Below are 24,775 nucleotides of genomic sequence, written 5' to 3'. Positions count from 1 at the left end.
CAAGACACAATCGCGGAAAACAATGAGGGACAAGCGCGCGTGCGGCAATTCTAAAGAGGCTCCGAACGGTAGTGCAAGCAATTTTTCGAATCATGAGAGTCAATCTCATAATGCGGAAAAATGCTGCAATGCACCGTGGGATAAGGACTTTTTGATAGACGTTTGGTGTCCTTGCGATCAATAGCAGGCCTTTTCCCGTCTTTTTACGCCATTTAACAGCCGGGCGCTGCGTTACAATTGCGCGCATGTTGACCGAACGGCTTTTCGCACGCTCGGCGCGTTCGTCGAAGAAACTTAACGACACGGCGCCGACCCGCTGGCACCACGGACCGTGGTGGTCAAACTCGTACTTGCTGACCCCGCTTATCTCGATCCTGGTTTTTCTGGTCGTGATGAGCCTGATTTTGTGGAGTCTCAACCGGCGCGAGCAGCAGCAGCAGGAAGACACGCTCTACCGTAACGTCGCTTGGGCGCAGCAGCAAATCCGGCTTTCCATGACTGGTGCGCAGGAACAGATTCAGGCATTGGCGCGCGACATTGCGAGCGGTCACGGCGACCCGCAGTCGTTCCAGAGTTCCACCGGCGACATCATGCAGGGGCATCCCGAGATCCTCTACATGAACTGGTACACGGCGCAGCACAAGCCGCGCTGGCCGAATACGCCGCTGCCCGTGCTGGGCTCCCGGCTGGCCAAACCCACCGACGCGCAAATGGACGACGCCGTCCAGGCCGCCTTCGACGAAGCCCGCACCACCCGCCGCCAGATCTACTCCCCGCTTCTCTACGACGACCTTGGCAACGGCTACATCACGTTGCAGACGCCGGTTTATCGCGACCGCGAGTTTCTCGGCTCCATAGCGGCGGTGTTTTCAATCGAAGGCATTCTCAAGCACGACATTCCCGGCGAGCTCTCCGCGAAGTACAAGATTTCCATCACCGATCTGAACAATCGCGAGCTCGCGACGACCTCGAGCCGGCCGCGCCTGCCGCGCGACATGTTCTACGATCTGCCGCTCGATCCACCAGGACAAGGGGTATCGGTACGCGTTTATTCGTATCCGCAACTCACGAATTTCACCAATAACACGCTCGTCTGGCTCGTCGCCGGCTTGTCGTGTTTTGTGTTGTGGAGCTTGTGGAGTCTCTGGAAACACACGCGGCAACGCTTCGAGGCGCAACAAGCGCTCTACGCCGAAGCGTTCTTCCGCCGCGCGATGGAAAATTCTGTGCTGATCGGCATGCGCGTGCTCGACATGCACGGCCGAATCACCCACGTGAATCCGGCGTTTTGCCGGATGACCGGCTGGGATGAAAGCGATCTCGTCGGCAAAGTGGCGCCGTTTCCATACTGGCCGAAAGACGCCTACCCGGAAATGCAGCGGCAACTCGACATGACCTTGCGCGGCAAAGCGCCCTCGTCCGGTTTCGAATTGCGCGTGCGCCGCAAGGACGGTTCGTTCTTCCACGCGCGGCTTTATGTCTCGCCGCTTATCGACAGTTCGGGACGGCAGACGGGCTGGATGTCGTCGATGACGGATATCACCGAACCACGCCGCGCCCGCGAAGATCTCGCCGCCGCGCATGAACGGTTCACGACCGTGCTGGAAAGCCTCGACGCCGCCGTGTCCGTGCTCGCCGCCGACGAAGCCGAACTGCTGTTCGCGAATCGCTATTACCGGCACTTGTTCGGCATTCGTCCGGACGGTCATCTGGAACTCGCGGGTGCGGGTTTCGATACGGCACAGGCGTCGTCCGATTCCATCGATATGGTCGATACCTACGCCGGCCTCCCCGCTACTGCATTGACCGAAAGCACATCGGACGCGCAGGAAGTGTATGTAGAAGGCATTCAGAAATGGTTCGAAGTGCGTCGCCAGTACATTCAATGGGTGGACGGCCATCTCGCGCAGATGCAGATCGCGACCGACATCACCACGCGCAAGCAAGCACAGGAACTCGCCGATCAGCAGGAAGAAAAGCTGCAGTTCACGAGCCGTTTGATGACGATGGGCGAAATGGCGTCATCGCTGGCGCACGAACTGAATCAGCCTTTGGCCGCGATCAATAATTACTGTTCGGGTTGCGTCGCGCTGGTGAAATCCGGCCGCATGACGCAGGACGCGCTCTTGCCCGTGCTCGAAAAAACAGCGCAGCAAGCGGTGCGCGCGGGCATGATCATCAAGCGCATTCGCGAATTCGTGAAGCGCAGCGAACCGAAACGCCAACCCACGCGTGTTGCCGATATCGTCGCCGATGCGGTCGGTCTGGCCGAAATCGAAGCGCGCAAACGCAAGATCCGCATTCTCACTGAAATCCGCTCGCGCATGCCCGTGATCCATGTGGATCCGGTGTTGATCGAACAAGTGCTCGTGAACCTGCTGAAAAACGCAGCCGAAGCCATGCACGACGCCAAGCCGAACGCCGCCGATCCTGTGATCCGCGTGATCGTGCAGCGCGTGGACGGCGGCTTTGTCTGCGTGAGCGTGGTGGATCAGGGACCGGGCGTGGACGAAGCTACGGCTGAGCGCCTGTTCGAGCCTTTCTACAGCACCAAGTCCGACGGTATGGGCATGGGGTTGAACATTTGCCGATCGATCATTGAATCGCATCGTGGACGTCTTTGGGTGGTGAACAATATCGATGCCTCGGGCAACGTGACGGGCGCCACATTCCATTGCAGTTTGCCAATCGGAGAAGCCGATGGTCCGGGTAATAGCGGACCGGAAGTTCTCAGTCACCAACCCACACAACAAACTGTTACGGGAGAGCTATGAGCACAGTCACCACTCAGGAAACGGTGTTTGTCGTCGACGACGATGAGGCCGTGCGTGATTCTTTGCGCTGGCTGCTTGAAGCCAATGGCTACCGCGTCTCGTGTTTTGCGAGCGCGGAAGCGTACCTCGATGCGTACCTCCCGATCGCCCATTCCGGCGCGATCTCGTGCCTGATACTCGACGTGCGAATGTCCGGCATGAGTGGTCTCGAATTGCAGGAGAGGCTGATCGCGGAGAATTCGCTACTGCCGATCATCTTCGTCACGGGTCACGGCGACGTGCCGATGGCCGTGTCGACCATGAAGAAAGGCGCGATGGATTTCATCGAGAAGCCGTTCGATGAAGCCGAGCTGCGAAAGTTGGTCGAACGCATGCTGGATAAGGCGCGTACCGAAAGTTCGAGCGTGCAGCAGCAACGTGCTGCGGCTGAACGGCTGGGTAAGCTGACAGCGCGGGAACACCAGGTGCTGGAGCGGATTATCGCCGGGCGCCTCAATAAGCAAATCGCCGATGATCTCGGGATCAGTATCAAGACGGTCGAGGCGCATCGCGCGAACATCATGGAGAAGCTCTCCGTGAATACCGTCGCCGATTTGCTCCGGCTTGCGCTTTCCAATAAGCCGCAGGCGCAGCAGGCTCAGTAAGCCTTTTAGCTTTTCTCGCTGGCATGCCGGGGGGTTGGTTCTCCCGGCATAGTCAGCGGGCAGTTCGCGGGCGCTCGGGTTTGGCCGGGTTCTGCCAGCGGCCAAGGTTTCGTTGCGTTCGCACCAGAGTTTCACACGCTGGATTCTGCCCCCAGCAGAATTGCCCTGAAGCGCCAGCAATCACCCCGTCCGGTATAATTCAAGACCGACCGCAAAGCCGCGCCCCACCGGCGCAAACAGGCCTCCTGCGACCCTGCGCCCTCAAGAAAAGCAGCGGGCTTTCTCCCGCCCAGACCTCCTATGACTGCCCAAATCATCGACGGCAACGCCCTCTCCAAGACTCTTCGCGCCGATGTCGCCGCACGCGCCGCCGCCCTGACCGCGCGTGGCCAGCAACCCGGCCTCGCAGTCATCCTCGTCGGCGACAATCCGGCCAGCGAGGTCTACGTTCGCAACAAAGTGAAAGCCTGCCAGGACAACGGCCTGCATTCCGTCTTCGACCGCTTTCCCGCCACGCTGACTGAAAGCGAATTGCTGACACGGCTCGACGACCTGAACAACGATCCGAACGTGCACGGAATCCTCGTGCAACTGCCGCTGCCGAAACACATCGACAGCCACAAGGTCATCGAAGCCATCGCTCCGGCCAAGGACGTGGACGGCTTTAACGTCGAGAACGCGGGCGCGCTGATGACCGGCAAACCGCTGTTCCGGCCGTGCACGCCCTATGGCGTCATGAAGATGTTCGAAGCGCACAATATTGCGCTGGAAGGCGCGAATGCGGTGGTGATCGGACGCTCGAATATCGTCGGCAAGCCGATGGCCATGCTGCTGCTCGAAGCCGGCGCCACGGTCACCATCACGCACAGCAAAACGCGCGATCTGGCTGCGCTGACGCGCAACGCGGATGTCGTCGTCGCGGCAACCGGCCGGCGCAACATCCTGATTGCCGACATGGTCAAACCGGGTGCAACGGTGATCGACGTGGGCATGAATCGCGACGACAACGGCAAACTCTGCGGCGATGTGGATTTCGCGGGCGTGAAGGAAGTGGCCGGTTTCATCACTCCCGTGCCGGGCGGCGTCGGGCCGATGACCATCACCATGCTGCTGGTGAATACCATCGAAGCCGCCGAACGTGCGATGCAGCAGGACCGGGATTAAAGGCAAGGCAGCGCTGAAACGCGCAAGCGCAACGCCGATCGCGTAAATCGCCGCCTTAGCCAGAATCGATTTGAGAATCGGCGGGTGCGTCCCCACAATAGTGAAAGCCCAACCGTCGAAATCGCGTGCTGTGTCGGGCGCGGCTTCACATTCATCTTCGCATTCATTTTTATCCGAGACCGGGAGAGCCATGTCCAGTTCGACACCATCGAGTACCGCGAATTCAGCGAATCAGGCTCAGACCCAAGCTCAGGGCAACCCCCTGCTCGATTTCTCCGACCTGCCCCGCTTCGGCGACATCAAACCGGAACACGTCACGCCGGCGCTCGACGTCCTGCTCGCCGACGCCAAAGCCGCCGTCGATCACGCCAGCGCGCCTGACACGCCGGCTACCTGGCGCGACATCGTGGAAAGCGTGGAACGCGCGAGCGAGCAGCTGTCGCGTGCGTGGGGTGTGATCGGCCACCTGAATGCCGTCGCCGATACCCCCGAATTGCGCGCCGCCCACGCCGAGAATTTGCCCCGCGTGACCGAATTTTCAGCAAGCGTCGGGCAGAATCTGGCGCTGTACGAGAAATACAAGGCGATTGCGGCGAGCGAAGAACACGCATCGCTTTCAGTCGAACAGAAGAAAATGCTCAGCAACGAGCTGCGCGGTTTCCGTTTGTCGGGCGCTGAGTTGCCCGAAGATAAAAAACCCCGTTTTGCGCGCGTGCAGGAAGAACAGGCGGCGTTATCGAAGGCATTCTCCGATCACGTCCTCGATGCCACCAACGCGTTTTCGTACATCGTCACGAAGGAAAGCGAGCTTGCAGGGCTGCCGGAAGACGTGATCGAAGCGGCACGCGAAGCCGCACAGAAAGAAGGCAGCGAAGGCTGGAAGTTCACGCTGCATTTCCCCTCGTATTTCCCTGTGATGCAGTACGCCGAACATCGGCCGCTGCGTGAAGCGATGTATCGCGCGTATGTGACGCGAGCATCCGAGCTGAGCGCGAACTACGGTAACGGCAAGCCTGAATGGGACAACACGGCGAATGTTGTCGAGCAGCTGAAGCTGCGCGCTGAAGAAGCGCACGCGCTCGGTTATCAGAACTTCGCTGAGGTATCGCTGGCGCCGAAGATGGCGGAGTCGCCGGCACAGGTGATCGCGTTCCTCGAGGACCTGGCCGTGCGCGCGCGTCCGCACGCGGAGAAAGATTGGATGGAGTTGCGCGCGTTCGCCGCGACCGAACTCGGCATGCCGGAATTGCAGCCGTGGGATTCGACCTTCGCCGCCGAGCGCTTGCGCCAGCAGCGTTATTCGTTCTCGGAAAACGAAGTGAAGCAGTATTTCCCGCAAGAAGCCGTGCTGAAGGGCTTGTTCAAGGTCACGGAGACGTTGTTCGGCGTGTCCATTCGTCGCGATGAAGCCGCCGTCTGGAATCCGGACGTGCGCTTTTTCCGCGTCGAAAACAAGGACGGCTCGCTGGTCGCGCAGTTCTATCTGGATCTGTATGCACGCGAAGGCAAGCGCGGCGGTGCGTGGATGGACGATGCCCGCTCGCGGCACAAACGCCGTGAAGGTGGCGTGCAGACGCCCGTCGCGTATTTGACCTGCAATTTCTCCGCACCCGTCGGTGGAAAACCCGCCTGCTTTACGCACGACGAAGTCATCACCCTGTTCCACGAATTCGGGCACGGCTTGCATCACATGCTCACGCGCGTCGATGAACTGGGCGTATCGGGTATCAACGGCGTGGAATGGGACGCGGTCGAACTGCCGTCGCAGTTCATGGAGAATTTCTGCTGGGAGTGGGACGTCCTCACCGACATGTCCGGCCACGTGGACACCGGCGCCACCCTGCCTCGCGAACTCTTCGACAAGATGCTCGCCGCGAAGAACTTCCAGAGCGGGCTCGGCACGTTGCGCCAGATCGTGCTTTCCATGTTCGATATCCAGCTTCACAGCGACTACGATCCGGCGGGTTCGATCAACGTCAACGACTTCGCGCGCGAGATCAACGAGCGTTTCCACGTCGTGCCGCAAGCGCCCTTCTCGCGTTGGACCAATACCTTCACGCATATTTTCGCGGGCGGGTATGCCGCGGGGTATTACAGCTACAAGTGGGCGGAAGTGCTGTCAGCGGATGCATATGCGGCATTCGAGGAAGCCGCGAAACTGGCCGGTGGTTCGGTGCTGGATGCGGCAACGGGGATTCGCTATCGGCGCGAGATTCTGGAAGTGGGCGGCAGCCGGCCCGCGATGGACTCGTTCAAGGCATTCCGCGGCCGCGAACCGAATATCGATGCGCTATTACGGCATAACGGCATGTCGCCAGAGGCGGCGCATTGATGCTGTGACAGCGTCGATGCTGTTTGCATGATCGAAGAAGGCCGTTCCAGCGTGAGTTGGAGCGGCCTTCTCCTTGCGGTTCCCGTCTTATCGATCCAGGCGGAAATTCACTTCATCGGGACGCCCTTGCAGGCTGAGTTTCGCCCGCATCGCCGGCGCCCGGCTGATCACCTTGCCGCGACGAAGCACAGCGGTACGTGCCGCCCGCAATCGAATTGCTTCGACAGGATCGCGTGCATCCAGCACCACGCAATCCGCATTGTTGCCGACGGCAATTCCATACCCATCGATACCCAGAATCTTCGCTGGCGTGGTTGTCACCGCTTCGAAGGCGGCGCGCATTGCGTCGATGCCCGTCATCTGCGCGACGTGCAAACCCATGTGCGCCACTTCGAGCATGTCGCCCGAGCCCAGGCTGTACCACGGGTCCATCACGCAATCGTGGCCGAATGCGACGTCTATGCCTGCTGCCATCAACTCCGGCACACGTGTCATGCCCCGGCGTTTAGGGTAGGTATCGGCGCGGCCCTGCAGCGTGATGTTGATCAGCGGGTTCGCGATCGCGGCCACGCCGGAATCGCGTATCAACGGGATCAGCTTGCTCACGTAGTAGTTGTCCATGGAATGCATCGACGTAAGGTGCGAACCCGTGACGCGCCCCTGTAACCCTAGCCGATGCGTTTCTGCCGCCAACGTTTCGATATGGCGCGACATGGGATCGTCGGATTCATCGCAATGCATGTCCACGCGCACGCCCTTCTCCGCCGCGAACTCGCATAGAAGCCGCACGGACTCGGCGCCTTCGGCCATGGTGCGTTCGAAATGCGGGATCCCGCCGACCACATCGACGCCCATCGAAATCGCGCGCTTCAAATTGTCGAACGCACCCTTGCTGCGCAAAACGCCGTCCTGCGGGAACGCGACGAGTTGCAGGTCCAGATACGGGCTCACGCGCCGCTTCACTTCGAGGAGCGCTTCCACGGCAAGCAGACGCGGATCACAGACATCCACGTGCGAGCGAATCGCGAGCAAGCCACGCGCGACGGCCCAGTCGCAATACTGCATTGCCCGGTCGACCAGCGCCTCTTGTGTCAGCTCGGGCTTCAACTCACCCCATAACGCGATGCCTTCGAGCAGGGTTCCCGATGCGTTCACGCGCGGCAGGCCGTAGGACAGCGTGGCGTCCATGTGGAAATGCGCGTCGACGAACGGCGCGGTGACAAGAGAGCCTGCGGCGTCGATTTCCTCAGAACCGATCGCCGCGAGATGCGGTTCGATCGCGGCAAAACGCCCGCCTTCGATGCCAATGTCCACGAGTTCGCGTGAAGAACCGAGCGCCGCGCGTCGAATGATCAGGTCCATGGGGTTGTCCTTTTGCTTGGCGTTTCAGGGATTGTAGCGGGACAGAACCGGCAGTCAGAGGGCTTGTCTCGGCCTTAGCCGATTGGTCGATTGCGGCGATGCCCGGATGCCCGGATGCCCGGATGCCCGGATGCCCGGATGCCGATCATAGTAGGAAAACCGGCCATCCGGCGTCAACACGCCGGTTGCAGCTACCTGCAACACTCTATTGTTATCCCTATGAGTAAATATTTAGCATGCCGCGGACCTGGGAGAATTCGACATGATCATACGTTTGCACGAAGCTGATCGGTCTCACGCGCGCGATCGTTGTCGTGCCTTGAAGGTGCTTGCCAACGTGATAGCACGCGATATCATCGAGGACCATATGCAGGCTTCGTCACTACACGCCGACTGGCTAGCCAGGTGGATAGTTGCATGGGCAGCCAGCAGAGAAAATACTTGTCTAATCACTCGAAAAGCACTGTCAGCAAAGGCGCTGCAAAATCATGAAAATTGCCACCTGCAATCTTCATTGTTGTCTCAGCATGTTTCAGCATGGCTCTCTCACCCCGGCAATCATCCGCTTTCCCTTGTGCATCAAGCCCCAGATGTCTCAATTTGTCTCCGCCTCGCTCACATGGATTGGGTAGCTAGGTGGGTAGCCAGCATATAATGATTGCTTCTAGCTACCCACCCGGACGGCCATGCCAAAGCAAACGCACAAGCTTGAGGATCTACAGATCAGACGCTGGGTCGCGAAAGGCGAACCCGTTGCAATATCCGATGGTGATGGCCTAACCTTTACGCTTTCGGCGGGCGGTACGGCCAGTTGGATCCTGCGGTATCGAGTCGGTGGGGGCCGACGAAAAGAACTGACGCTCGGTAACTATCCCGATCTGGCTCTAGCTGCCGCGCGCAAATTGGCACGAACCCACCGAGCAGCGATCGACAGCGGCGCGGATCCGGCTACCGAGAAGCGCACCGAGCGCGCACGCGCCGTGTCTGCCTGGACGATCAAAGATCTGGCCGACGACTTCGAGGAAAAAGTGCTGAAGCCACCGTTGGCCGACGGCACTATCTACTATCGAAAGTGGGACCTCGTAAATATCGTACGGCCAAAGCTCGGTCCGCTTGAGGTGCGCAAGGTAGCGCCGGCCGATATCGTACACATGATCGAAAAGAGCGGGCGTTCATGGACAGTCTGCAAACGCCTCCTCACAACAACCACGCAGTTATTCGCGCACGCCTGCGGCAAGCGCATGATCGATGTCAACCCTTGCGTCGGAATCACACTCAAGGCGCTTATGGGTCCGCGGCCTCCGGTGAAGCCCCGCGTGATGCTCACCGAAGACGAGATGCGTACATTGCTTGTCGGAATCGACGATACGATCGGACGCGAGAATGGCCTTGCGCTTCGCATCCTGTTCGCCACTTGTGTTCGCTCGATCGAGTTGGCAAAAGCACGATGGGAACATGTCGATTTCGAAAGGAACACGTGGGTCGTACCGGATCAATCGGTCAAGACGCGAGCGGGCTTCCTTGTGCCGATTACGCCGACCGTGCGACATTGGTTCGAGTGCCTGAAGGCGATCGCCGGTGACTCCGAATGGGTACTCCCTGCTCGCACTGCTCTTCGTCGGAAAAAACACGGCGACACGCACGTCGGAAACACGACTCTATGGGCTTCGATTGATCGCGCATTCACCCGCGGAGGGCTGGACATTCGCCGCTTCACACCACACGACACCCGAAGCACCGCCAAGGGCCACATGCGCAACATGAAAATCCCCAATGAGATCACGGAACTCGCACTCAATCACAAGCTCAAGGGCATGGAGCGGATTTACGACGTGCGGGAAGACATCCCCGAACGTCGGGAAGCACTAGAACTATGGGCCGCGTTCATCGTTGCGTGCGCCGCGGGTCGGCCGTGGAATGTAGTCTCGATCAACGCCACTGCGTAACCCTCCTCATGGAGACTCTCACGGCTATTTTCGAGAAACCCTTCCCGAAGCTCTCTCGGCTACGATCTCGTTGGCTAGACGGCGGCGAGTCGACACGCTCAGAGATCGAGCGATCGGCCGCGGTTGCCCAGGACAACTCTCGCCTAGTGCCGTAGCGCCATTTTTGCCACAGAGGTACGTGCGTGTTGTGGGCCAGCTTCATTGCGTGCCGCATAACTGGCGCAGGGTCGAAAGCGACACCATCTACAACGATGAGGCCACCACCGGTTACGCGCGTGATGCGAACCGGCCTAAACGGCTTTGCAGGCCGCTGCAACTCTTTTGAAATCAAGCAGTTGCACGCATAACCCACTCACATTAACCACTCAGTGCGCAACGACTAGCCGGTCAAGCATTAAGAAACTGCCGTGCAGACGCTTCACTTATCGAGCCGCGAGACAGTACTTATGACAAGACGCTCACTAAATCCGAAGGCAAATGCGACAACATAAATTAAAGGTAGTGACAGCCTGTCAGTCGCAATAACACCGCTCATGAGAAAGAACGAACTGATTAAGGCTGAACCCCCGCCGACGAATGGCCTTGCAAAGGCAATAACAGAGTTCATCAACCGATCTGGAATGCGCAGCTTCTGAGGGCCGGCTAATGCGATCAGCGTACTGACACATGCGCCAATTGCCCCAAGTAAAAAGGATCCAGTAAGTTGCTTCACGCTGAAATTGACGGCGCCGACATTTAACGCTCCCAACGCATTCATATTCAGCAAGAAAAGTCCGCTGCTAACCACCAACGTCGTGACGATGACATTTACCTGACGCTGTATGAGTTGGATGCTGTAAAAAGCGGTTTCCTGCGAGTCGGCAATTAACCATGATGCTTGGCTCAGTAGCGCGGGGGAGATCTTTTCTGAGTTAAGTTTCATGATGTCGCGAAACGCATCCAGTCTCCAACCGTCGAGCTTCCTCAAACCCTGCTCCTTGATAATCTTGCACTGAGATGCTAGGTCATCTTTATTCATGAGAAAAAGCTCGCGTCGCAGCGCGTCACCAAGGCACTTCCAGCTTCCACCATAGTCGTTTTGGTAAAACGCCATTAACGCCCTAGCAAGAATGATTTGCGTAGCGTAATAGTTAAGATCTTGCGCGCGAGTCTGTGGGTAGGCCGATAAACGGGTCGAGACGCGACGCAAGTCCCCAAGCAATCGCAAACCGTTCGGCGAGGCAAATTGGCGAGCCACGAAGGAGCTCCTATAGCGATTACTAACATCAATGACATGAGGTCGGGTCGCGATGTATAAGAGCAGGGCCTCCTCGTCGTCTCGTGAGTTCATCATACGAAACGCCTTTTGTGGCGACATCCAATCGAGTTTGTTTGATGACACGGTGCATGCTTGACCCGGCTTGAGACGGGCGTGCCAGTACACTCGAGTTAGATCACCCACTTCAAGTTGCTCGCTGGACCTATGAACAATTTTCTGGAGGTCGATCCCGACACTGAGTTTCACAGCCTCGAGAACGGCCTTGCGGTCATTCACCAGACTTGATTGTATGTATGCCTTGGGTAGTGACCAAGACGAATTGGTATCCCGGAGGAGCGCGATCTTTTCCATCCCATCGTGACCTTCACTCCAGACGAGAACACAAACTATCGCTTTTGATGACACGCTGTTCGCGAGTTCGTGTGGCGTTGTAAGTACATCAAGAGTAGCGTCGGGCATCTTTCGTCCTCCATTCCCGGAACATATCGCCGAAGCACGTCGTGGTCTGACGAAGGCCAACTACAAAGAAATTGCCGGCAATGCGCTTGATTGATTTTAGTCGCTCGAATTATCTAACCAAGAGAAACATGCGAACTGGACAGCAGTTACGTACATTTTGCTGGCGCTCCGCGAGCCATCGACTGGTCAATACCGGCAGACAGTGCGTTTACCGGTGTACCGAGGGGATGATTACAGTTCCCAACTATCACAGGTTGCAGCACAACCTCGAATGTTCCCATACGTGTTAGCACCACGTCGACGGTCGCTGGGCTCCCAAGTTTAGGAGGTGTACGAAGCCCGCCCTTCGCCTATTGTTGCCGTGACTATGACCAAGAGGGACCACCACGACCGAGTTGGAAGTCACTGAACTTTTCGAGGACGAGATTGCCGTAGGCGAGCCATTTTCCCTGACACTGCGCGACGCATGCGGCGCGCTCGCCGACTGGGTTGCTCGTAATTGGGAACGACTCTCGCCCGACGACCGAGACGAGTAAATCACCATAGGTGCCGTGTTGCTTCGGCTGTCCGTTCAAATGACACGAGAGCGACGCGATTGTCATTAAAAGCGGCATGCCGGGAATCAATATTGGCGAATTGCAGCTCTCCTACAATGCACACCCCAATGATGCAGCAGCGTTCTAGCCTTATCCAGTAAGCTTCCGCGCCGGATGTTGCACGGCGACCTGAACCGCCGCCTCAGTTCGATGCCGCCAGCCGGATTCTAAATGGCGCACCAGCATTCCCCTTGCATCCTAAGCGATTCTGCTTGCCTTTCATGCGCTCAAATGTATAGTGTAGCCATACACGACACACTAGAAATGATAAAAACATTCGACCACAAGGGGCTGCAGGCGTTTTTTGAGACTGGTAGTCGGGCCGGCATCCGTCCGGACCACGCCTCCAAGTTGCGCCGCCAGCTAGACCACCTGGACGACGCGCAATCTGCGCAGGACATGAACGTGCCGGGCTGGCGATTGCATTCCCTTAATGGCGCGCTGGCAGGACACTACGCCGTGTCAGTAAATGGAAACTGGCGTCTCACCTTCCGATTTGAAGGCACGGACGCCGTATTGGTCGACTATCAGGACTATCACTGAGGTAAGCAAAATGAGCCGAATCCACAACCCGCCGCACCCCGGCGAAACCCTGCGCGAGGACATTCTCCCGGCGCTCGGTCTGAATGTCACTGAAGCCGCCGAACAGCTTGGCGTTACCCGGGCAACCCTGTCGCGCGTGCTGCACGGCCGCGCCGGTATCTCGCCAGAGATGGCGCTGCGCATCGAAGGATGGCTCGGAGTAGAGCGCGGTGGTCGCGCGGACCTCTGGATTGCAAAGCAGGCATCGTATGACCTTTGGCAGGCTCGCCAACACGGCGCACCGAAGGTTTCCCGCGCTCCCGAACTGGAGGTGGCGTGAGCACGGGCGCCGAAAAATGGCAGGCATGGCAAACCAAGTTCAACGCGCTGCCGCACCTGACACCGGCCGAGAAGCAGCGCGCCACAGAGATCCCGCTCAGGGTGCTGAGGATTCGCGAGGCTCGCGCGACCTCCTAACCTACTGCTTTCACTACCTCTTTTCTGCGCGTAGGCGACATGGACGCATCCGCAGGACATCCCGTTCCCCACTGGAGCATGAGGCGCCTAGGCCATTCTGTTTCGACGCTACCGTATGCGCATTGCGCTCGCGCTGCCGAGTATCTACTGCCAGTCGCGATAGTCACTTGTCGACCCTGTAGCCGCCTTCCGGCCACCGTGACCGCAGCGACCGCAGCGACCGCAGCGACCGCTTACGAAGCCTATCGGACATCGGTCCAGGTCGGGTCGGCTACCGCTCTTCGGCCGCGAACCACGGCGGCTAGTCAGGCGTCAGCGCTTTTACGTTCGGCGTCGTAGGCGGTCCGTACCGGTTCGTCCCGGCGTCGCCTTCTCGACCACCGCAAAGAAAGAGGGCCACCAGAAACCCTATCAAGGGCACAAAGTTGATCAAAAACCACCAGCCCGAATAATTGATGTCGTGCCAGCGCTTGATTTCGATGACCACTATCACGTACCCAAAGACAAGCGCGCAGCAAAAAAACGCCAGTCCCCATCCGAATGACAGATCTTCATAGACGCTTTCGGGACCCATGAACGGAAGAAAGAGGAGGCGCGAAACCCACCAGTGCAACCGAGGTGCGCGTCCGCGTGGAGAAAAGAGAACCCTCTTCCAGTGGTCGGCCATAGCGCACCCCCTTATCGTGAATGAATCAAAGGACGCTCTATGCATGATAGGTCGCGCAACGATGTTCGCCACATCAAAGGGGCAATTCAGCGCCAGCGGCGCGAATCACACGTTGCCATCTTCCTCGCCAGCCTGTCTTTGGTATGGAAGAGGAAGGCGAGGCACGTCCTACGCACCGGCTTACCTGTGCCGTAGTCTGGCTCGAAGAAACTCTCACACGGGATCAAGCAAAGCTGCAGTTTCTTCCAGGCACCGCTGAAAATGCGTTTCTCGCCGACGGACTCGGCCCGCGCGTTCATCGTGTCAAAGATCTTCACGCCTGGCAGGATGCGCTTGCGCGGCACCATGCCGAAAGTCGCTGCGTCGGCGCCGAAGCCATCCGCGCCGCGGCGAAAGACAGGCACCGAGTAGTCCTTGTAAGTCTCGGCTTTGAAATCGAAGCTCGCAGCCGGAAACTCCGAAAGTGCCTCGAAGATCTTGGTGTCGCCAATCTTGTAGCTCGTATACGCCCCTCCCTGAAGGTCGGTGATAGCGCCGCCGAACACGGTTTATACTGTATATCCATACAGTACTGAATGTCCATGAAATGATCCTGCCCCTGTTCGACCCACCGAAGTACGAGGAGCTTCGCGCATGGTGGCGGCTGTACCAGGCAGACGACGTTCGCCGCCTGATACTCGAAGTACAGTCACAACGCTACTTCCTTTCGGAGCTACGCACCATCGCGGAGGGCTGTCGCACCGCTGCCGTGAACAACCGGCCGCTCGAAGCTCGCATGAAGCTGCTAAACCAACTACTGCGGCAGATCGACACTGAACTCGGGCGCGCCGACAAGATTTATTGCACGCCTCCAACATCGCATCCGAACGCACCGAATTTCCGGAATAAATGCTAGCGAGAAGCCGACCGGACAATGACGAACCGAACGGTGATAATGGGCTCTCAAGGTTCTCAACTCGCGAGGTTCAAATGCTGTGGCGCCTCCAAGGCAGCAACACCTATGTCCTAGGGTCGATCCACGCAACGGACATGAACCCTATTCAGCTTCTGCCCGCGGAGTACACGGCGTTCGCTAACGCTGCTCGTGTGATCTTCGAACTCGACTCCACCGAGGCCCTAGACCCGACCCCTATCCAGTTGCCGACAGGCACGCCACCACCCCACGACCGCATTCCTGCCGACACCCTAGCCAACGTTCAAGCACACGTGACGCGCCTAGGCCTTGATGCACGATGCCTGCACACCACCAAACCCGGCTGGGTGGCTCTTCAACTCATGGTGCACGCAGCGGCGGCGGCCGGATACCACGGCCATCTCGGTGTGGACGAACAACTCCGCAGCCAAGCAAAGCGCGAGGCAAAGCAGGTAGACAAGCTTGAATCACGCGCCGACCAAATGCACATATTGTCAAGCGCACCAATGGATGAGCAAATCGCGTTTCTCAGCCATGTTGCACAGAGTGACGCAGGACTCTCCGAATTCCGACAGATGCTCGATGCGTGGAAGAGCCGCGATTACTCGTATTTCGAGGCGTTACTCGCTAAGCGCATCGAACTGATACCCCACACCATGTCTGAACTGGTCTGGCGACGAAACACAAACTGGATTCCGAAAATCCTAGACCAAGCGCGACGGCAGGAGTCCGCATTGTTCGTTGTGGGCGTCCTGCACCTCTGCGGTCCCGTTGGTCTCCCATACCTACTCGCTCAGCAAGGCCACAGCTTGCTACGCTGCACGTAGGCAAACGGGCCAAGTACCACGGACCCCAAGGAGCTAGATACAGATCCCGAGTCGGCTGTACCCTTGACGGCACTTCAAACGAAGCAGGTTCACGAGGTTGCACGTGCGGGCAACGTGGACGACCGGCGATCCCGTGAGGTATGGTGTATCCAACGCGGCGAGACCGGTCGAAACGAGGAATCAAGCGATGCATTCAACACTTGACGCTTTCGAGCGCCGCATGACACGCAGGCTGTACGCAGTCGGCGTCACCATCATCCTCGCGGAGGCGCTGCTTCGGCACTTCTGGACCTGAGCGAAAGCAGGCGTAACTGCTTGATTTTGCTGCGTTAAACCTCGGCCTTCAGACTCGGGAAGGATAGCGCGGATGCCGCGGGCGTCCTGTACCTCGGTTGCAGGTAAGCAGCACCGCAAAAACCAGTGGTAAACCAACGGGTTACACGGTATCGTGCAGCGCCATGGAACGGCTCCAGGCATTTAAACAATAAAATCCGGATCGCAAACCCATGCTCGCCGCAATACCCGTCATTTTTATTTTTCTTCTCCTGCTGGCAGCAGCATCGCGCTCTCGCGCTCGCGCGAAACCGCGCGATCCACTGAGCGGGGGCCGCGCACTGGCGTTGCGGTTCATTGATCTCGGCAATATGACCGGCAAGACGGCGAATGAAATTATCGCCGCAGTGGGAGCGCCGTCGGCTCGAAGCGCCGTTGCGGGCGGCATACTGCTGCAATGGCAGGCGCCCGGGTATCACATGGTTCTGAGCTTCGACGCAGACGGCACTTTCCGAAAGATCACGCACGAAAGCCACCAGTTCACTAAATAACTCGAAGGGCGAGCAGCCTCGCGGGCACGCAAGGCCCACGCAGAGCACAAATGACGCTCAATGCTCGGCCAAGGCATTGATCTATTTAACATATTTTTGAGTCTCGGGGATCACATGGACAAGGCCAAACTACCCGACGCACAACCTTCGCTTGGCGATTTTGTCGTGGTCGATCGGCTCATCCGCGACTTCACGGTGGAGACGCTCGGGCTACTCGGGCATCAGGATTTCATGGCGCGGCTCGACTTCGAGTGCCGGCGCATGAACAGCCTTTTCCTCGGGATCATCCCCTCGGACCAGTACCTGACCGGCCCGTGGAACGCACCGGATCAACTTGGCGAGTACATCCTCAAGGCGCTCGTCATCAACGGCAAGACGCGGCTTGCGGTGCGCGACGCCTTCATGTGGTTCTTCGACAAGGTACTCGACACGTATGAGCCGGGCGACAAGTTTGAGCCGACGCTCATTCAACCGCTGATAGATGAACTGCGCGACGCGCTGCTTGGGGAGTCTAAGGGCTCCCAGGACCACCTCGTGAGAGCGGACTAACGCTCAAGCGCGACGCGCTGGTCGGCGGAGAAGTGCTAATCGACATGATGCTTGAGCAGTGAATTGCGGTCCTTCCTGGCAGCACAGCAAACCACACGCCACCGCTAAAAAGGAAAACGATGAAACGCGAATGGGACCTTCTGCGGCAGCAGCTTACCGACATCGAAGAAGAACGAGACGTCCTAGCGGACATCCCTAAAGAGCCAAAGTGGGCTGATCAACCGTGGGAGGAGTTTGAGCAGCAGACGAAGGAGTACAACGCTGCCGAAGGCCGAATCGCCGGCCATCTTGAAATGCTCATTGACAACGGATACGTAGAAGGCCTGCGGGTATTGAGAGGCGCCGACGGTCACATATCTTATGGGCGATCGACCCCACGATTGACTATGGCTGGGCACGATCTCCTAGACACCATGCGATCGTCGCCAGTGTGGGAAACGATCAAGTCAACGGCAAAAACCAAGGGCATCGAACTGACGTTCGAGGCGATTAAAGCGATTGGAGTATTAGCGCTAAAACAGGTATTGGGTCAAGGATAAGCGAGACTCGCCTCGGCGTGCGCGACGCCTTGGCCTCGTACACCCTAAAGCTCCTTGAGGCGGTCGAGCGCGACGAATCAGCCGAGCCGCTGATCGGCCGGCTACGCGACGCCCTGCTCGGGCGCAAACCGTCGATCATGGACCAGTAGACCGTGGAGCTTTAACGGTTGAACAGGTCGAAGTCGCGCAATACCACCTTGCGCGGGACGAAAAAGAATCCGCTCTCGGCGGGCTGAAGGACTATGTGAAGCGCGGCGTTGAAGGAGCGGGCAAATTCAGGTTGGCGTCACAAATCCGCGTCCGTTCCTTCGTACTGTTCAATGCTTTTTTGGCAGTGACCCGATTGGATCAGGTTGAGGATATTGCAAAGGAATTTACAGCCCGAGCACGCTGATGGTGACATATCGATTCTAGGCCGTGCCGATTTCTATGTACGGCCGCACTCACTAGCGAGAGCGGCCCATCCGGGTTATGGTCATTGGCGGGCATCTTTCTGTTTTTCAGGATGCTCAACAGCTTGATTACCACGAAGAGAGCAGCGGTCATTATGCCGCTGGTGTTCATCTTGTTCAGCGGCGCCGATATTGTTGGCCGCGCCATCACTCACTTTCAGGTCGGATTGATCTACCACATCGAATGGTGGGCTGGATGGATTGAATACGCATCCAACATGACGTCCCTGTTTTGGGTCCCGCAGCACGCGATCGCCGTCTGGCTCGGCGCCGCAATATTATTATTGCAAGCCAAGCGTCCGACTCTCCTGCCATATCTTGCGTTGGCGTTTTCCGCGATCTGCTTATGGTCGCCTTTCGCTGCAATCGGCCTCGCGCCTTTCGCGTTGGTGCTCGCATGGCGCAACGGTATCAAGGAAATCGTATTCGACTGGCGACCGGTAGTTGCCCTCGTGCTTATCGCTCTTCCGACGATGCTCTATCTGACCAATTCGGCCGGACAAATCCCCCACGGATTCATCGGCACGCCAGCGAATAGATGCGTATGGAGCGAAAGCGCCGGCGCACCGTGTTTCAGTTGGCCGTCATATTTCCTATTCGTAGTAGTCGAATTTGCTGTTCTTGGAATCATCCTGCTGTTCGCCAAACGCGACGGTAGAGCAATGCTCATCGTGGCGCTATCATCATTGATGCTGATTCCCCTCTACAAGGCTGGCGCATACAACGATTTTGGTATGCGAGTGTCGATGGCTGGATTGGCTGTCCTCGCCATCCTCGCCGGAGAATTGATTGTCACTGGCCCGCGCTTAGCGGCGGCCGCGATGATTGTCGCTCTCGCGCTTGGGCTTCCGACTTCGATGGGAGAAGTGGCCCGCGTATTCACAGACGTGCCGGGCGTTGACGTCAATTCCAGCCTAGAAAAATCGCTCAATGACCATCCGGAAGTGTTACCGCAATACTTCGCCAGGTTGCCGATTTCCGTGCTTAGAACGTCGAAAGAAGCACCATTGGCCCGGGCTCAAAACTAGAGTGGCCGTCAGCTAAAAGGTTAGGCGATCGGGGGCGGAGCCCTAAATGCCCCGTCTTCGTAAAGGTCGCCCAGGTTAGGTTGCGGAACAGTCGCTGTGATATCGACGACTGACGCAACAAAGTCAGGGTATCTTGATCAATACTTCGCTTTTGCGCCGATCTGGATTCTCAGGAAGTAACCGGCGCTGGCAGGTATTGTTGAATCGATGCCAGTTGGGCTTCGAAATATGCTTTCCACCGTGCATCCGATGCGCTGATCTCCGCTTGATTCGGGTATAAATCCGGATCTTGCGGACATCCGAAATACGAAGTCACGGAAGCTTCAGTCGCATCCGAAAATTGAACGTTTATCGTGGTCATTTAGATATAGTACGCTGTAATGTAAATGCCGAATGTCGGGGTTCCCGAGCTGCTACTTGCCGCGTAGAAAATGGTTTGGGCAGTGGCTAAGCCCACATTTACAAAGCTGGTTTGAAACGTCTGCCCCGCAGCGATGGGGTTCATCTGCAGTGTCCTGCCCGGAATTCCAGACAGCGCGGCGATCGACAATATCATTGACGACGCAGCAGTATTACTGATGAGAAGAACCCCATCTACAGATCGAGCATTGGGCGGCACGTTTGCCCCCAACGATAGCGAAGTGACCGCGCTGGTAGACGTCGAAAGCGCAGTGTACTGCGACATGGTCACTGCTCGGTCTTGCTGATACCCGATAACAAACTGCTTAGATGCATTTGTTTGCCAGACGCTCAAAAGCGCGGATGCAGTATAGCCAGCGGGCATGTTAGCCCCGCCATAGACGTTCGGTTGAAGCGCCGCGGCATTCGTCGCGAGCAACGCAGCCGTCTGCGTAGTCGGATTGTAGATCGCATACAGCGCAACGAACCCGCTAACCGGCGCGGCGCCCGTATCCATGCCGCCCGCGCCTGTCGCGGCGAGGTTGATAGTCTTGTTGAAGCTAGCGAGCCGGAAGGGAGCACCGCCGAGCGCAGTCTCGACGATGATCTCGTCTGCCGTGAACGTCGCGCTTGCACTCGCCGCTGTAACTGACATAGCGGCATTGCGCACGCTTCCGACAACCGGGCCGATAGCGTTCGCCCATGCCGTATTCGCGACCTTGGTGCTGCTATCCAATGCAGTCGGAGTCGGCGTCGTCGGCGTTCCCGTAAGCGCCACGTTCGAAAAATTGTTGCCCGCGAGCACAACGTTCGTACCATCGCAGTACGCGAGCACCGATTGGCCCTGCGGAATGACTGCCGTGCTACCCCCGCCGCTAACCCCAAGAGTCAGAGCAAACGCGCCGGTCGTCTGGTTCGAGATAACGTACGTGCCCCCTTGCGCGGGCACGATGACCTCAATGGCTGCCGTCAGCGCGCCAGTAAGCAGGATGATGCCGTTGCCGTATTGAGCAGCAGTCAGCACCACGTTTGCGCCACCCGCGACATTGACCGTCACAACACCATTCTTAAGCTGGTAGCAGGATGCCGTCGTTGCAATTTTGGTCGAATTGTCGCCAACGGGCGGCGTCACAGTAGTCGGCGTACCAGTAAGCTGGATCGAGGAAAAGTCGTTCTGCTCGGGATAGATGTTCGTACCATCGCCGAACAGCGAATTGATCTTGCCCTGCGTCACCGCAACGCCAGTACCAGCCGCCGTCTTCACCGTCAGCGTGAAAGCGCCAGTCGTGTTGTTTTCCACGACCCACTTACCCGGCACGTTCGGCAGGATGACTGCGATGTTGGCCGTCAGCGCGCCCGTGAAGTTGAGCGTACCGTTACCGGCCTGCACCGCACTCAGGGACACGTTTGTGCCGCCCGCGACGCTCAGATTCAAGACACCGGACACGAGGGACTGCACCCAAGCGGTATTCGAGATCTTGAGCGAGTTATCGCCGAGCGGCGGCGTCGGCGTCGTCGGCGTACCCGTCAAGCCCGCGCTATTCAGCGGCGCGACCGTCGGCGGGATAGTCGTGCCCGCGATGACCAGATTCAGGTTCGTATAGAGCCAGTTCGTCCGATTCGCGAGGTTGAGCGCAGCTTGGTTGCTGATACCCTGATTGGCGGCAGTGTTGGGATTGGTCGGGTTGTAGCCAATTACTCCGTCGCTGATTGCAATTTGATATACGCCAACGTCGTAGTTTTCTACTTCGGGCAAATACGCCACTTTCTACTCCTAATTAGAATGAGATCACCCAGGTACCACTCAGGCTGATGTCGCTGGCGAAGTTCAAGGGCGCGCTGCGCGCTTTCCTGGCATATAAAGTTCCAACTGTGGTCAGGAGACCGAACTCCGAGATCGCCATGCCGAATGCGGGCGTATCCGCTGAACCCATCGCGAATGCGAACTGGACTTCGTTCATCGCCGGATAGGAGACGCCGGTAATAGCGTTGGCGTACTGACCCGTCAGCGTCGTGTTGCCGAACACAGGTGCAGTCGCATTTGTGCCAATGCCGAACTGCGTAACGCTTTGGCCGGTCACGGAGCCACCGAGAAGCAGCGCGTGGGTTTGCTGAGAGCCGATGACGATGAGGTTCTTTTCCTCAAAGTGCTCGATGAGCTTCCCGGCCCGATAGATATCGAGAACAAAAAGCCCGGTCGGCCCCTTCTTGAAACGGTCAAATAGACGCATGGTCGAGACTGAACTCCAAAGTTATGAATCAACTTTGGCGTCACGATTTCTTCTCAGACGATCGTTTTCAGCAGCGTTTCACGAAGGTCTTGGCGCACCCCTCTGTTGGTTGACTGGCAAAAAAAAGCCCCTCGGTGAAGAGGGGCCAATGAAGCGGTCGAGGGACGATGCTCGACGTTTGTTCCTAATTTAGATTTTCCCGTCACGAGTGGTAGTGTCCTCTCGACGCCCTCGAAAAATACGCGAATGAGTGGCGATGTTTCTCGGTGTGGAGTAGTGTGCCAGTGGCAAAAACATAACAGCCTGAGAAACCGGGGACCACCATGAAACGCTTCCTTCTTGCCGCGGTCATCGCAACATCCCTGAGCGCCTGCGGCGGCGTAACGCTTGGAAAGGATGGATGGATGATCGATAACACATCAAGCGGCGGCATGATTTGCACCTACAACGGTCCGATTAGGACTTGCCGCGATCCAGCGCAAGCAGCGCGCACGCAGACTATGCTTGCTGAACAGGCGGCTACCCGAGAGAAGCAACAGGAGGCGTGGGTGGCAGCGCGCGATGCCGCGATTGCAAAGCAGAATGCCGATCGCCAGGCCCAGATCGCGCTTGAAAGCACGCCGGAATACAAGGCAGCACAGGCAGCGAAGCAAATTTCGTCATGCAAGCAAACCATCGAAAATGCAAGGGAAGGCTTGGCGCATCAGCATGAGATTGAGGAAGTATCTGGGGTGATCGATATGGGAGCGCGTCGGCATTACGCCGAGTGGATAGTCAGTTGCAGTGAAAGCATTCATCAAGCATGGGTGAACTACAAGGCCAACGGCGGAACAGCAAAGTCGATTGCTGCTATCAACTAGCGCATACGCCGCTCCAAAGGAAAGGCCCCTTCAACACAACAGGGGCCTTTCTCATTACGTGCCAGCAATCGGCGGACTCGTTGGATCGTCAAGGGAGGAAAGCATAGCCAGTCCTACTATTGTGGCTGGAGTTTTTCAGCGTAATAGGCCGGGACGCCGCCCTGCGATTGAGTGATCCGATCGATAAAGTTCGTCCCGCGGTCGTACTCCACTTCCGTGAAGTAGTTGCCGAACGGCTCATAGACATGTGTCACCGAATAGGCATAATGGATCGACTGAATGCCGCCCAGCGCGTTGTTCGACGTGGCCCCGTAGTTGACCTGGACATACGAGCCCGCCTTGATGTTCTCGTTGCCCTTCAGATGCATTGATCCGCTCTCCAACACGACATTGTCCCTGTTGAGTTGAATCAACAAATTGCGCCGTTTCGTGATCCAGTCGAGGAATGAGTTCTGGTTTTTCCAGCGGTTATCTCCGGCAGGCGTCCCATTCCCGCTGTTCGTTTCGCTTGCGCCGCCCTGCTGCGTTGCCACTTCGAGCTTGCGAGTGCCGTATAGCGACGGATTGACGTTGCCATAGTCCTGAACGTAGTAAGGCGACGAATCCTGCAGCGCCGAGAAGTTCGCCATCATCTTCGAGGGATCGTCATAGTTCATGCTGAACCTCGGCGCATCGACCCAGTAGTAGTTGGCGACGTTCGCGTCGTTGCGCCGGGCCGAAATCGACACAATAGAGTCGCTCTTGATCGTCACGCAGTTAGCCGTGGGAGCGAAAATCCCCGAAGGAGACACGCCAGTAGTTACCGAACCAGCCACGGGCTGCAGAGGGGATCGTTGCGTAGCGTCGAGGAAAGGCACGGGACGATAGACTGCATACGGTCCAGCAGGCCCCCATGCGCCCGCATCGCGGTCCTCGACAAAGAATTCATTGAACGGCCCGATGTCAAGGTACTCCTCCAGAAGCTGCTGCACCGTCCCGCTGTTGAACGCGCCTAGCTGCACCGACACCACCGCGTCCGGAACCTGGATATCGGTAGCGATCTCAAGCAACGCAGCGGCGGATGAAGACACCGCCTGCTGCATGTTCGAGATATACGGATTGACGATCGAGTTAAATGCAGCGAGTACGAAGGCGGTCGACTTCTGCACGTTGAACGCTTCACCGTACTTAGAAAACAGCGGGAAACTTGAGATCAGATCTGCCGAGTCCGGGCTCGTGGGGATATTGAAGATCTGGATAAGCTGCAGGATCTTCTGATAGTCGTGGCCCACCACTTCCACCGTGCGCCGTGGCTTGCCATCCGAACCCATCGACTGCCTACGCTCAATATCCGAGACAAAGCCGCGCATCATGATCGGCAATTGTGCGCGGCCAGCGTACTTCCACGCATCGCCAGCGAACCGGATCTCGATGAGATCCATCGGCTCGATCAGCGCGTATAGCGTGTCTTTCAGGCCGCTATCGAGTTTGTCGGCGAACGAGATCGAGAACGCGCCCGCAGGCTCGCGAACGGACTTCTGCACGCGGACCTGCGAGCCCTCGCCAAGCCACGGCGTGAGGTCGTAAATGTTTGACGTCAATGAGCCCGAGGCAGTCACGGACAGATTCGCGCCGCTCGTCGGGGCGTTCGTCGACGTAACTGGCGCGCTGCCTGCAGCCGTCGTACGGTCGACGACCTTGTGCAGCAGCACCTGAATGTTCGGATTGCGGAGATTGACTTGCATCAGTTGGATACCGATACGTTCGGCGTGCCGGAGCCACGGGGAACGAGCACGGACGTTTTGTTGTTGTGGGTCACGGCCCCGTATTCGCCTGCAAACGTGACGTTCATATTCACGTCGAGCACGACGGTATCGATCGCCCCGCCTGGCTTACCAGGATTCGAGAGGATTCGTTTCTGGTTCATAGTGGCAACTCCATTTTATGGCTGGGATGTATGACGAGCCGCGCGC

General features: G+C 57.9%; 23 protein-coding genes. 15 read left to right on the top strand and 8 right to left on the bottom strand.

What is annotated here, in order from left to right; genetic code table 11:
* Window positions 1–245 precede the first annotated feature (245 nt).
* The 4 genes from fixL to EOS_RS33175 all read left to right on the top strand — a co-directional run bounded on the left by fixL (window position 246) and on the right by EOS_RS33175 (window position 6,914).
* Window positions 246–2,774 (top strand): oxygen sensor histidine kinase FixL, encoded by a 2,529-nt coding sequence (fixL, locus tag EOS_RS33190; protein WP_047896443.1) that lies wholly within the window; start codon window positions 246–248, stop codon window positions 2,772–2,774.
* The gene (fixJ, locus tag EOS_RS33185) at window positions 2,771–3,418 is read left to right on the top strand and encodes an oxygen response regulator transcription factor FixJ (RefSeq protein WP_047896442.1); all 648 of its coding nucleotides are present in this window, start codon (window positions 2,771–2,773) and stop codon (window positions 3,416–3,418) included. The genes fixL and fixJ overlap by 4 nt, the downstream gene beginning before the upstream one ends.
* Window positions 3,419–3,718: 300 nt before the next feature.
* A complete protein-coding gene (folD, locus tag EOS_RS33180) occupies window positions 3,719–4,582 on the top strand; it encodes a bifunctional methylenetetrahydrofolate dehydrogenase/methenyltetrahydrofolate cyclohydrolase FolD (protein ID WP_047896441.1) in 864 nt (287 codons plus the stop codon).
* A 190-nt stretch (window positions 4,583–4,772) separates the two neighbouring features.
* Entirely contained in the window at window positions 4,773–6,914 is a 2,142-nt protein-coding gene (locus EOS_RS33175) for a M3 family metallopeptidase (protein WP_047896440.1), read from the top strand.
* 87 nt (window positions 6,915–7,001) lie between these two features.
* Here EOS_RS33175 and EOS_RS33170 read toward each other — a convergent pair whose 3' ends face one another.
* Window positions 7,002–8,276, bottom strand: coding sequence for an amidohydrolase family protein (locus EOS_RS33170; RefSeq protein WP_047896439.1), 1,275 nt, complete (start codon window positions 8,274–8,276; stop codon window positions 7,002–7,004).
* A gap of 686 nt (window positions 8,277–8,962) precedes the next feature.
* On the opposite strand from EOS_RS33170, the gene EOS_RS33165 reads away from it, so the two are divergent.
* A complete protein-coding gene (locus EOS_RS33165; protein ID WP_047896438.1) occupies window positions 8,963–10,222 on the top strand; it encodes a tyrosine-type recombinase/integrase in 1,260 nt (419 codons plus the stop codon).
* Window positions 10,223–10,640: 418 nt separating this feature from the next.
* Here EOS_RS33165 and EOS_RS33160 read toward each other — a convergent pair whose 3' ends face one another.
* Window positions 10,641–11,939 (bottom strand): hypothetical protein, encoded by a 1,299-nt coding sequence (locus EOS_RS33160; RefSeq protein ID WP_152693215.1) that lies wholly within the window; start codon window positions 11,937–11,939, stop codon window positions 10,641–10,643.
* An 860-nt stretch (window positions 11,940–12,799) separates the two neighbouring features.
* Between EOS_RS33160 and EOS_RS33150 the strand changes: the two genes are divergently transcribed.
* The 3 genes from EOS_RS33150 to EOS_RS47275 are packed head-to-tail and all read left to right on the top strand — an operon-like array spanning window position 12,800 to window position 13,534.
* Window positions 12,800–13,078, top strand: a complete 279-nt coding sequence (locus tag EOS_RS33150; RefSeq protein WP_047896456.1) for a type II toxin-antitoxin system RelE/ParE family toxin — start codon at window positions 12,800–12,802, stop codon at window positions 13,076–13,078.
* A 10-nt stretch (window positions 13,079–13,088) separates the two neighbouring features.
* Window positions 13,089–13,397, top strand: a complete 309-nt coding sequence (locus EOS_RS33145) for a HigA family addiction module antitoxin (protein WP_047896435.1) — start codon at window positions 13,089–13,091, stop codon at window positions 13,395–13,397.
* Window positions 13,394–13,534, top strand: coding sequence for a hypothetical protein (locus EOS_RS47275; RefSeq protein WP_160312559.1), 141 nt, complete (start codon window positions 13,394–13,396; stop codon window positions 13,532–13,534). Before EOS_RS33145 ends, EOS_RS47275 begins: the two co-directional genes overlap by 4 nt.
* Window positions 13,535–13,835: 301 nt before the next feature.
* Here the strand turns inward: EOS_RS47275 and EOS_RS33140 are convergent, their stop codons facing one another.
* Window positions 13,836–14,201, bottom strand: coding sequence for a DUF805 domain-containing protein (locus EOS_RS33140; RefSeq protein ID WP_160312558.1), 366 nt, complete (start codon window positions 14,199–14,201; stop codon window positions 13,836–13,838).
* Between the two features lie 86 nt (window positions 14,202–14,287).
* Window positions 14,288–14,746, bottom strand: coding sequence for an SOS response-associated peptidase family protein (locus EOS_RS33135; protein ID WP_053064109.1), 459 nt, complete (start codon window positions 14,744–14,746; stop codon window positions 14,288–14,290).
* Between the two features lie 41 nt (window positions 14,747–14,787).
* On the opposite strand from EOS_RS33135, the gene EOS_RS33130 reads away from it, so the two are divergent.
* From EOS_RS33130 to EOS_RS33105, 6 genes are all read left to right on the top strand, one after another.
* On the top strand, window positions 14,788–15,096 hold the full coding sequence (locus tag EOS_RS33130) for a hypothetical protein (RefSeq protein WP_047896433.1): 309 nt from the start codon (window positions 14,788–14,790) through the stop codon (window positions 15,094–15,096).
* Complete coding sequence (locus EOS_RS33125) at window positions 15,090–15,941, top strand: TraB/GumN family protein (RefSeq protein WP_082163600.1); 852 nt, start codon at window positions 15,090–15,092, stop codon at window positions 15,939–15,941. The genes EOS_RS33130 and EOS_RS33125 overlap by 7 nt, the downstream gene beginning before the upstream one ends.
* Before the next feature lie 506 nt (window positions 15,942–16,447).
* A complete protein-coding gene (locus EOS_RS33120) occupies window positions 16,448–16,765 on the top strand; it encodes a hypothetical protein (RefSeq protein ID WP_047896431.1) in 318 nt (105 codons plus the stop codon).
* 114 nt (window positions 16,766–16,879) lie between these two features.
* Window positions 16,880–17,314 carry a hypothetical protein gene (locus EOS_RS33115; RefSeq protein WP_152693214.1) on the top strand — a complete coding sequence of 145 codons (435 nt, stop codon included), beginning with the start codon at window positions 16,880–16,882 and terminating at the stop codon, window positions 17,312–17,314.
* Window positions 17,315–17,433: 119 nt separating this feature from the next.
* A complete protein-coding gene (locus EOS_RS33110; protein WP_047896429.1) occupies window positions 17,434–17,853 on the top strand; it encodes a DUF2513 domain-containing protein in 420 nt (139 codons plus the stop codon).
* A gap of 478 nt (window positions 17,854–18,331) precedes the next feature.
* Window positions 18,332–19,333: a hypothetical protein gene (locus EOS_RS33105; protein WP_047896428.1), complete on the top strand. Its 1,002-nt coding sequence runs from the start codon at window positions 18,332–18,334 to the stop codon at window positions 19,331–19,333.
* Between the two features lie 361 nt (window positions 19,334–19,694).
* Here the strand turns inward: EOS_RS33105 and EOS_RS48390 are convergent, their stop codons facing one another.
* Entirely contained in the window at window positions 19,695–21,497 is a 1,803-nt protein-coding gene (locus EOS_RS48390; RefSeq protein WP_235443036.1) for a hypothetical protein, read from the bottom strand.
* A 13-nt stretch (window positions 21,498–21,510) separates the two neighbouring features.
* On the bottom strand, window positions 21,511–21,963 hold the full coding sequence (locus tag EOS_RS33090) for a hypothetical protein (RefSeq protein WP_047896426.1): 453 nt from the start codon (window positions 21,961–21,963) through the stop codon (window positions 21,511–21,513).
* A gap of 323 nt (window positions 21,964–22,286) precedes the next feature.
* On the opposite strand from EOS_RS33090, the gene EOS_RS33085 reads away from it, so the two are divergent.
* Complete coding sequence (locus EOS_RS33085) at window positions 22,287–22,823, top strand: hypothetical protein (RefSeq protein ID WP_047896425.1); 537 nt, start codon at window positions 22,287–22,289, stop codon at window positions 22,821–22,823.
* Window positions 22,824–22,939: 116 nt separating this feature from the next.
* Here EOS_RS33085 and EOS_RS33080 read toward each other — a convergent pair whose 3' ends face one another.
* Both EOS_RS33080 and EOS_RS33075 read right to left on the bottom strand, forming a co-directional pair.
* A complete protein-coding gene (locus EOS_RS33080; RefSeq protein WP_047896424.1) occupies window positions 22,940–24,547 on the bottom strand; it encodes a hypothetical protein in 1,608 nt (535 codons plus the stop codon).
* The gene (locus EOS_RS33075; protein ID WP_047896423.1) at window positions 24,547–24,729 is read right to left on the bottom strand and encodes a hypothetical protein; all 183 of its coding nucleotides are present in this window, start codon (window positions 24,727–24,729) and stop codon (window positions 24,547–24,549) included. The genes EOS_RS33080 and EOS_RS33075 overlap by 1 nt, the downstream gene beginning before the upstream one ends.
* Window positions 24,730–24,775 lie beyond the last annotated feature (46 nt).

Origin of the sequence: Caballeronia mineralivorans PML1(12) (genome assembly GCF_001028175.1) — a bacterium.
GTDB lineage: Bacteria > Pseudomonadota > Gammaproteobacteria > Burkholderiales > Burkholderiaceae > Caballeronia > Caballeronia mineralivorans.
Note: the sequence above shows the minus strand (reverse complement) of the source record. Positions and strands in the feature narration are given on the sequence as shown.